General features: G+C 61.1%; 7 protein-coding genes. 1 reads left to right on the top strand and 6 read right to left on the bottom strand.

Translation table 11 applies throughout. The features are described 5' to 3' along the window. Positions 1-102: 102 nt before the first annotated feature. Both AAAB16_RS12655 and AAAB16_RS12650 read right to left on the bottom strand, forming a co-directional pair. Positions 103-927, bottom strand: a complete 825-nt coding sequence (locus AAAB16_RS12655; protein WP_340663637.1) for an HDOD domain-containing protein — start codon at positions 925-927, stop codon at positions 103-105. Positions 928-1043: 116 nt separating this feature from the next. Beyond that, the gene (locus tag AAAB16_RS12650) at positions 1044-1907 is read right to left on the bottom strand and encodes a helix-turn-helix domain-containing protein (protein WP_340663636.1); all 864 of its coding nucleotides are present in this window, start codon (positions 1905-1907) and stop codon (positions 1044-1046) included. Between the two features lie 125 nt (positions 1908-2032). Here AAAB16_RS12650 and pobA point away from each other — a divergent pair, with 125 nt between their 5' ends. Further along, the gene (pobA, locus tag AAAB16_RS12645; protein WP_340663635.1) at positions 2033-3217 is read left to right on the top strand and encodes a 4-hydroxybenzoate 3-monooxygenase; all 1185 of its coding nucleotides are present in this window, start codon (positions 2033-2035) and stop codon (positions 3215-3217) included. Between the two features lie 239 nt (positions 3218-3456). On the opposite strand, the gene AAAB16_RS12640 is transcribed toward pobA, so the two are convergent. The 4 genes from AAAB16_RS12640 to AAAB16_RS12625 all read right to left on the bottom strand — a co-directional run. After that, on the bottom strand, positions 3457-5142 hold the full coding sequence (locus AAAB16_RS12640; protein WP_340663634.1) for a NahK/ErcS family hybrid sensor histidine kinase/response regulator: 1686 nt from the start codon (positions 5140-5142) through the stop codon (positions 3457-3459). Beyond that, positions 5126-6289, bottom strand: a complete 1164-nt coding sequence (gene ercA / locus AAAB16_RS12635; RefSeq protein ID WP_340663633.1) for an alcohol dehydrogenase-like regulatory protein ErcA — start codon at positions 6287-6289, stop codon at positions 5126-5128. Before ercA ends, AAAB16_RS12640 begins: the two co-directional genes overlap by 17 nt. Before the next feature lie 274 nt (positions 6290-6563). Further along, on the bottom strand, positions 6564-8420 hold the full coding sequence (locus tag AAAB16_RS12630; protein ID WP_340663632.1) for a S9 family peptidase: 1857 nt from the start codon (positions 8418-8420) through the stop codon (positions 6564-6566). A 116-nt stretch (positions 8421-8536) separates the two neighbouring features. Then, positions 8537-9017 (bottom strand): SPASM domain-containing protein (locus AAAB16_RS12625; protein WP_340663631.1); only part of this gene is annotated, 481 nt, incomplete at its 5' end.

The raw sequence follows: 9017 nt of genomic DNA, 5'->3' as shown, positions 1-9017 counted from the left end.
GCGCGGGGACGACGGTGAAGGCCGCTAATACCTGCGTCGTCCCCGCGCAGGCGGGGATCCAGGTACGCGTTAATCAACGTTAACGCCGACGTTGCTTGATGGTCAGCCGAGCAACTCAGCAAACGCTTTGTCGGCCTCCAGCACCGCTGGCAAGGCGGCAAACACCGCATCCAGATCCAGTTCCTCCACCAATGCCCCGCTTAAGGAAGCTTTGGCCCCATCCGTCGCGCCGCCATGTGCTTGCAGCGCTTCGGCAATCAGTACGGCCTGGGCCAGGGTTTTTGGCAAGGTGCTGTCTGCGGGTGCTTGCAGCGGTCTGGCTTGTAGGGCAATGGCATTCTGGATCAGCTTAGGTAGCTGCCAACGGCGGGCCAGCTCAGCACCCACTTCCGGGTAACCAAAGCCCAGTTGCAGCGTTTCGTTAGCCACCCGGCCGGCGGCGCTGGCGTGTTTGCTGTCGTTCAGTTGTGGGGCGTATTGCGGGGCCCCGGTTTGGATCAGCAGTTCGCCAATGTTATGCATCATGCCGCAGGTAAAGGCGGTGTCGGCGTCCTGGCCGGCCTGTTTGGCCAGCAAGCGACTGATACTGGCAACCTGGAAGCTGTGGATCCAGAAGCCCTTTAAATCGAACGTGGCGTCGGCCTTGAAGGCGCCGGTAACCGCCGAAGCGAGTACCAAGGTGCGCAAGGTGTTAAAGCCCAAACGCGAGGCGGCATCTTCAATGCTGGTGGATTCACGCGCGCCGCGGTAGCGCGAGGAGTTGGCCAGGCGCAGCACTTTGGCAGCGATGACGGGGTCGAGGGAAATATTGCGTGCCACGGCGTCGAGGCTGGAGGACGGGTTATCGAACTGTTGAATCAGTTCCAAGGCCACCTTGGGGATACTTGGCAAAGCGTGCAGGTCGGCAAATAGCGTTTCTATATCCATGGGCTCACCCTCAGTTAAACGTCTTGTTTTGAAATCATAGGCAACTTTTGCCAGCGCACTAGAAGACCGAGTGTGTGGACCGATGTGTTGAAGCTAACAAGCACCCGCTGCCATAGCTAGCGCTGAATGCGAAAGCCCTTGGGCGACAGGCCTGTGCCGCGTTTAAAGAAGCGCGAAAAATACGCCGGATCGGAAAAACCCAAGCTGTCGGATACCTGATTAACGGTCATGGCGCTGTACACCAAGCAGCGTTTGGCTTCTAAAAGTAGCCGCTGATTGATCATCTGCAATGCCGATTGCCCAGCCAGGCGCCGACACAGTGCATTCAGGTGCGCGGCGCTGATATTTAAAGCGTTGGCGTAGTGTTCGATAGGCAAATGCTCGCGGTAATGCGCTTCCAGCAGGCGGGTAAAGGCATCGACATGCTCACGCCCTCGGTCGGGCCCTGCGCTGGCAGACTGTGCCTGGGCGCGGCGGCTCAGCGACACCAGCAGCACGCTGATCAGCGATTGCAGCATCACATCGCGGCCGCTTTGCTGTTGCTCGTACTCGGCGCTAATCGACTCAAACAGCGCATCCAGATAGCGCCGTTCACTGCCCACGGCAAAGCACGCCGGCTGACGCAGCACCTGGCTATCGAGTGCCACCGCCAGCTGTTCCGCCAGCGGCTGCGCCAGGCTCAGCACATAGCCCTGCACATCATCGGAAAAGCGAAAGCCGTGCACGCACAGCGCCGGCACCACTTGCAGGGAACTGCTGCCGACCTCGGCTAACGAGCCTTCGACCTGTAACTGCGCCTGACCGGACTGCACGTAGAGCAACTGCACCAGGTCGCTATGGCGATGGGGCTTGATCTCCCAGTGGTGCAAGCGGCTGCGCTCGGGAATCGACTCGCAATGAATCAGGTCCGGGGTTGGCCACGCCGTGGTTTCGCCATACAGCTTAAACACCGGAACCGGGTTTTCTGTGGTTTTCAGCATCATCACAACCCATGAAAAGTACCTGAAAGCTGTTCGATATTGCCTTCTAAGCTGGGCATTAACCACAAAAAATACAGGAGTCATAAAAACAACTAAGTCCCACCAACGGGACAGGACAACACAGTATGAAAACCCAGATCGCCATTATCGGTGCCGGCCCGTCCGGCTTATTGCTCGGCCAATTGCTGCACAAGGCCGGCATCGCCAACGTTATCGTCGAACGGCAAACACCGGACTACATCCTTGGTCGCATCCGCGCCGGCGTGTTGGAACAAGGCATGGTTGACCTGCTGCGCGAGGCCGGCGTCAGCCAGCGCATGGACGCCGAGGGCCTGGTACACGACGGTTTTGAACTGGCCTTTGACGGCCGTAGCGAACATATCGACCTCAAAGGCCTGACTGGCGGCAAAACCGTCATGGTCTACGGCCAGACCGAAGTCACCCGCGACCTGATGCAGGCTCGCGAAGCCGCTGGCGCGCCGACCTTCTACAGCGCCAGCAATGTGCAACCGCACGAGCTCAAGGGCGAGCAGCCCTACATCACCTTTGAACACAACGGCGAACGCCATCGCCTGGACTGCGACTACATCGCCGGTTGCGACGGTTTTCATGGCGTGTCGCGCCAATCCATTCCCGAAGGCGTGCTGAAAGAATTTGAACGGATGTACCCGTTTGGTTGGCTGGGTATCCTCGCCGACACGCCGCCGGTTAATGAAGAACTGATTTACGCCAACCACGAACGCGGCTTTGCCCTGTGCAGCATGCGTTCGCCCACCCGCACGCGCTATTACGTGCAAGTGGGGGCCGAGGAGAAAGTCGAAGACTGGTCGGACGAGCGCTTCTGGGACGAACTCAAACGCCGCCTACCAGCGCCAGTGGCCGCCAAGTTGATCACCGGCCCCTCGATTGAAAAAAGCATCGCGCCGCTGCGCAGCTTTGTTGTCGAGCCCATGCAATACGGCCGGTTGTTTCTGCTTGGCGATGCCGCCCATATCGTCCCGCCCACCGGCGCCAAAGGCCTGAACCTGGCGGCCAGCGACGTCAGCACGCTGTACCGCATTTTGCTCAAGGTTTACCGCGAAGGGCGCACTGAGCTGCTGGAGAAATACTCGGCAATTTGCCTGCGCCGGGTGTGGAAAGCCGAGCGTTTTTCCTGGTGGATGACCTCCATGCTGCACCGTTTTCCCGATACCGATGCATTTAGCCAGCGTATGCAGCAAACCGAGCTGGACTACTTCGTCAGCTCCGAGGCCGGGCGTAAAACCATTGCCGAGAACTACGTCGGCTTGCCCTACGAAGCCATCGAGTAGCCAACCGTCGTAGGGTGTGCTGCGCGCACCAGGCGGTTTACCTGGGGAGCGCAAAGGTGCGCACAGCACACCCTACGGATCGAGCGCGGCCGTAAAAAACAATAAAGACGATTTGGTATCCCCCGTTTCTACCGGTGACCTCTCGTAGGGTGTGCTATGCGCACCAATGCGATCACGGGTAAACCACGTAGTGCGCCAGCACACCCGGACCGAACGCGCCTTAACAATCAACGCAGCCGCTACCTCAACAACTGACTCAACACCGCCCGCAACTTGCCCGGCTTAACCGGCTTGTTAAGCAGCGGCGCCCCCAGCGTTTGCAACTCCTGTCGGCAATGGTTGCTGCGGTCAGCGGTGATCATGACGGCGGGGATGGTCTGGCCGAAATGCTCGCGCAAGTGTTGCACCACTTGGCAGCCCGTCACGCCATGGTCGAGGTGGAAGTCGGCGAGGATCAGTTCCGGCGCCTGGCCTTGCAGGACCTGCAACGCCGCATCCTGGTCGGTGGCGGTCAGCACGTCGCAGCCCCACTGGCCCAGCAGTGCGGCCATGCTCTCGAGGATGCTGACTTCGTTGTCCAGCACCAGCAAACGCCGGCCCGGCAGTGGATTGCCAACCACCGCTTGCGCTGGCACGGCCACCGCCGGCAGCGGGATTTCCCGCGACAGTGGCACTTCAATGCTAAACACCGAACCGCGCCCCGGCCGCGAGCGCACCTGCACGGTGTAACCGAGCATGGTGGCGATACGCTCGACGATGGCCAGGCCCAACCCCACCCCTTTGCGGTCAGCCGCACGGCCGACATCCAGTTGGTTAAATTCGAGAAAAATCGACGACAACTGATCCTGCGCAATCCCCCGCCCGGTGTCCCACACCTCTAAAAACAACCGCTCGCCGCGCCGCCGTGCGCCGAGCAATACGCCGCCGTGGCGGGTGTAGCGGCAAGCGTTGCTGAGGAAGTTACGCAAGATGCGCGTCAGCAAGCGCAGGTCGGTATGCACGGCGTAGTTGGGAATGCGCGCGCGCAAGGTCAGGCCAGCCGCTTCTGCCACCGATTGGAATTCCGAAGCGAGCGGCGCCAGCAGTTCGTCCAGACGGTAGACATCGATATCCGGCTTGATTGCCGCTTGGTCGAGTTTGGAGATATCCAGCAGATCGGTAAGCAAATCTTCGGCGCCTTCCAGCGCCTGGTGCGTGCGTTCCACCAATAGATTTTCCGCCGCTGGCAGATGGCGTTCGCGCAGGGTCGAGACCAACAAGCGCGCGGCATTCAGCGGTTGCAGCAGGTCGTGGCTGGCGGCAGCGAGGTATTTGTCTTTGCTCAGGTTGGCGGCCTGGGCCACGTCGCGGGCTTCGCGCAGTTGCTCGTTCAGGGTTTGCAGTTGCTCGGTGCGACTGGCAACCCGCTGCTCCAATTCGTCGTTGAGCGCCTGCAAGCGCTGCTGAGCCTGAATGCGCTCGGTGATATCGGCGACAAAACCTTCCACCAGCCCTTCTTCATCGGGCTTGAGCAGCAGGTTCATCATCACGTCAACGTGGCTGCCGTCTTTGCGCCGTAAGCGGGTGATATAGCCATACAGGCCGCCGTCTTCACGCAGCCGTTCGCGGATATGCAACAGCTCGGCCTCGCCGCCCATAAACAAGTGGCTGGCCATATCGGTCAGCGACCACAGCACATGGGGCGGGTCGTCATAACCGAGCATACGCGCCAAGGCTGGGTTAGCCGCGCGCAGGCCTTCGTGCAAACTGGCCTGGAAGATGCCGTGCACGGCGTGTTCGAACAGCCACTTATAACGATTGCGCTCGGTTTCCAGCTCTTCCAGACGCGCTAACAGTTCCGGGTAATGGCTTTTGCGCGCCGACTGGCTGCCCAGGCCGAGCAAGCCGGCCAGGGCTTTTTGCTGCTCCTCAGAGCGCCTCGCCATAGACAACCTCGACATCGCGCTGGCTCGACTCACGCGGGTTGGTCAGGATGCACGGGTCACCCATGGCGTGCTGCGAGAGAAACGGAATATCGGCCATCACCACCCCATGCAGGCCCAGGGTTTCGCGAAAGCCCACCGCGTGTTTCAGCGCAATCAAATGCTCGACCAAACGCTGGCGGATCTGATTGTGGTTGAGGCCGCGGCAGTCGATGCCAAAGGTCTCGGCAATCACCTTGAACCGCTCCGGCGCCGAGTTGTAGTTGAAGGCCACCACGTGCTCGACCAACACCGCATTGCACAAGCCGTGGGGCAAATCGAGAAAGCCGCCCAAGCTATGGGACATGGCATGCACGGCGCCCAGAATCGCATTCGAAAACGCCAGGCCGGCCTGCATGCTGCCGAGCATGATTTTCTCGCGCAGGGCAATGTCTTGCGGGTTGGCGATCATCTGCACCAGGTTGCCATTGATCAGGCGCATCGCTTCCAGGGCATGGGGGTCAGTAAGCGGACCATGGCCGGTGGAAACAAAAGCCTCGATGGCATGCACCAAGGCGTCGATGCCGGTACAGGCAGACAAAAACGGGTCCATGCTCGCCGTGGTTTCCGGGTCGATCAGCGACACATCGGGCACCACCGCCTTGCTGACGATGGAGAATTTCATCCGCTCTTGCTGATTGGAGATGATCACAAACTGCGACACATCCGCCGAGGTGCCAGCGGTGGTAGGAATCAGAATCAGCGGCGGGCTGGGCACGCGGATGGTGTCCACCCCTTCAAACTCCAAAATGCTGCGCCCGTGGGCGACAACAATGCCGATGCCCTTGGCGCAATCCATCGGGCTGCCGCCACCGACGGCGACGATCACGTTGCAATTGTTCTCGCGGTACACCTCGGCGCCGCGCATCACTTCTTCCACACGCGGGTTGGGCGAGACGTCGGTGTACAGGCAGTAGGCGATGTTCTGCGCTTGCAGGCTGGCTTCAACATCCGCAACCCAGCCAGCGGTAACGACGCCGGGGTCGGACACCACCAACACCTTGCGCGCACCGAAGTTGGCGGCGAAGTTGCCGACATGGTGGCGGCAACCGGCACCGAAAACGATTTCCGGGGAAACGAATTTACGCAAAAGGCTGAGGTTCTGGCTCATCGAGGGGCCTGGTGTTTTTTTGTTTTGAGTGGGGTGGAGGCTACTGGATTGCGCTTGGATTGCAATGCGACCTTGGCCTGAGCCTGGACCGTCACAATCCGGGCGTTTGCAGACACACCCTGGGTCCCCGCCTGCGCGGGGACGACGGAGTACTTCCAACTACCACCGTCATTCCCGCGAAGGCGGGAATCCAGAATGGCGCGGGGAAATGCGCTAGCCGACACACCCTGAGTTCTCACCTAAGCGGATGGGTGCGGGGGCCGTCCCCTGCGGCTTACAGCAGCCGCTGGTAAAACCCCAATTCCAACTCCATCACCTGCTGCAAATGCCCGGCCTGGCGAAAGCCGTGGCCTTCGTCGGGGTAGAAGTGTTGTTCCACTGGCACGCCTTGGGCTTGCAGGGCGGCGACCATACTGGCGGTCTGTTCGGGCAGTACCACGGCATCACGCCCGCCTTGGAAAAAGATCACCGGCGCACTGATTTTGTCGGCGTGCAACAGCGGTGTGCGGGCCTTGTAGCGGTCGGCATCAAGGTCAGGATCGCCGATTAGCCAGTCGAGGTAGTCGCCTTCAAATTTATGCGTGACGCGGCGCAGGGCCAGTGGGTCGCTAACGCCGTACAAGCTGGCGCCACCGCGGAACACCGCGTGAAAGGCCAAGGCACATAGCGCGGTGTAACCGCCGGCACTGCCGCCGCGAATAAACGCGCGCTGTGGGTCGATGCGGCCAGCCTCGGCCAGATGCGCCACGACGGCCACGGCATCTTCTACATCGATGACGCCCCACTGCCCTTCCAAGCGCTGGCGATAGGCGCGACCAAAGTTGCTGCTGCCGCGGTAGTTGAGGTCGGCGACGGCAAAGCCACGCGCGGTCCAGAACTGGATGCGCGGGTCGAATACCGGATAACAGGCCGACGTTGGCCCGCCATGGAGAAACACCACCAACGGCGGCTGCTCGCTAACGGCAGATGGTTGCGTGGGGGCGTAGAAAAAACCGTAGGCGCGCTCGCCAGCACTTAGGTAGTCGAGGCGTTCCGGCAGGGCCAACTGTTCGGCGGGCAACGGTTGCTCGCCGCCGGCCAACACCCGCACCTGGCCGTCGCTTCGGCTGATGGCGATTACTGCCGACAGGCAGTTGGGCGCGGCGGCGATGCAGTAGAAATGCTCGCCATCAGCGGCCAGGGCGCGGAAGCGACTGAAGTCTGCTGCCAGCCGACGCTCTTCGCCGCTGGCGGCTTGCCAGACTAACTCGCCCCAGCCTTGGTCAAAGCGCGTCAGTAGCAACTCGCCCAGCTCCAGAGGCAGATAACTGCAACTGCCCAATTGCCATGGCGCGCTGCCATGGTCGGCGTCAGCGGCATGGGCCAGGCGTTGCCATTGCCCGTCCACGTCGCCCCACGGTTGCCACCAACCGTCGCGATCACTCAGGCACAGCAGGCGACTGTCGACGGTAAAGCGCGGCTGCTGCAGCGATTCATCGCTGATGCCGCCGGCGAGCACCTGCAAGCGTGGCCAAATTCCACGGGCATCGCGGCGTGCGCTGCACAGGCGGGTGTGCGTCCAGGGTTGCGCCGGGCGGTCCCATTCGATCCAGGCCAGACGTTGGCCGTCGGCGCTCAGGGTAGGCGATGCGTAAAAATCGCTGCCTTCAGCGAGCACGCTGCGTTCGCCATCGGCCAGGGCAATGCTGACTAGACGATTACGCACGCGCCCCTGGCCATGGCATTCCTCGACCGCCAACAGCGCGTGGCCAACGCGGTCGAATTGCAGGTCGCCGTAGCGACACAGCGGTGCTTCGCCGAGTGGCTGCACGCTGCCGTCTTTAAGGTGTTGCAGGTACAACTGCTGGTCGCTGTCGTTAACAAACGCCACGCCGCTGTCGGTCAGGCAGAACACGCCGCCGCCGTATTCATGCACGCGGCTGCGCAGGGAGAAATGGGCTGGGGTCAGGCACTGGGCGCTTTCACCGTGCCAGCGCCAGAGGGTATTGCGACCGTCCTGGGGATTAAATTCAATCCAGAACACGCCCTGTTCACTGACCTGCAATTCCGCGAAATCGCGGCTGGCGGCCGCTGCCTGCGCGGCGGACCAGTTGCCGGGAAAGAAACCATAACGCTCGCAGCTGTCGTGCATGGCAGAAGGCTCACCTAATACGCATCAGAGCACCCGCTAGAGAAGCAGGGAGCAAGCAGAGCGGCAATAAGCCGCCCCACGACCAGCGCAAAAGAGTACGCCTGTGTCAGTCACTATCAAACCTTCACAATCAACCGTGAGGCCTTTTCATTGCGCATGGTCAGCGCCTGCATGCCTAAATCGGCGTTCTCGGCCTCGGCTCGGGCAGCCAAAATCACGCCGTGGTGCGCTGATTTACTGCACACCGGGTCGGCATTACTGGCATCGCCGGTGAGCATAAACGCCTGGCAACGGCAGCCGCCGAAGTCTTTGTGTTTTTCATCGCAGGAGCGGCAGGGTTCGGGCATCCAAGCGTCGCCACGGAAGCGGTTAAAGCCAAACGACTCGTTCCAGATATAGGCAATGCTGTGCTCCAGCACATTGGGGAATTCCACCGGCAACTGCCGCGCGCTGTGGCATGGCAGGGCGGTGCCGTCTGGGGTGATGTCGAGGAACAGATTGGCCCAGCCATTCATGCAGGCTTTGGGGCGTTCTTCGTAGTAGTCGGGGGTAACGAAGATCAGCTTGCACGGGTGGTTTTGGGCCTCCAAGCGGGCG

Origin of the sequence: Pseudomonas sp. (assembly GCF_037994325.1) — a bacterium.
In the GTDB taxonomy this organism is placed as follows: domain Bacteria; phylum Pseudomonadota; class Gammaproteobacteria; order Pseudomonadales; family Pseudomonadaceae; genus Aquipseudomonas.
This window is presented reverse-complemented; position numbering and strand designations above follow the sequence as displayed.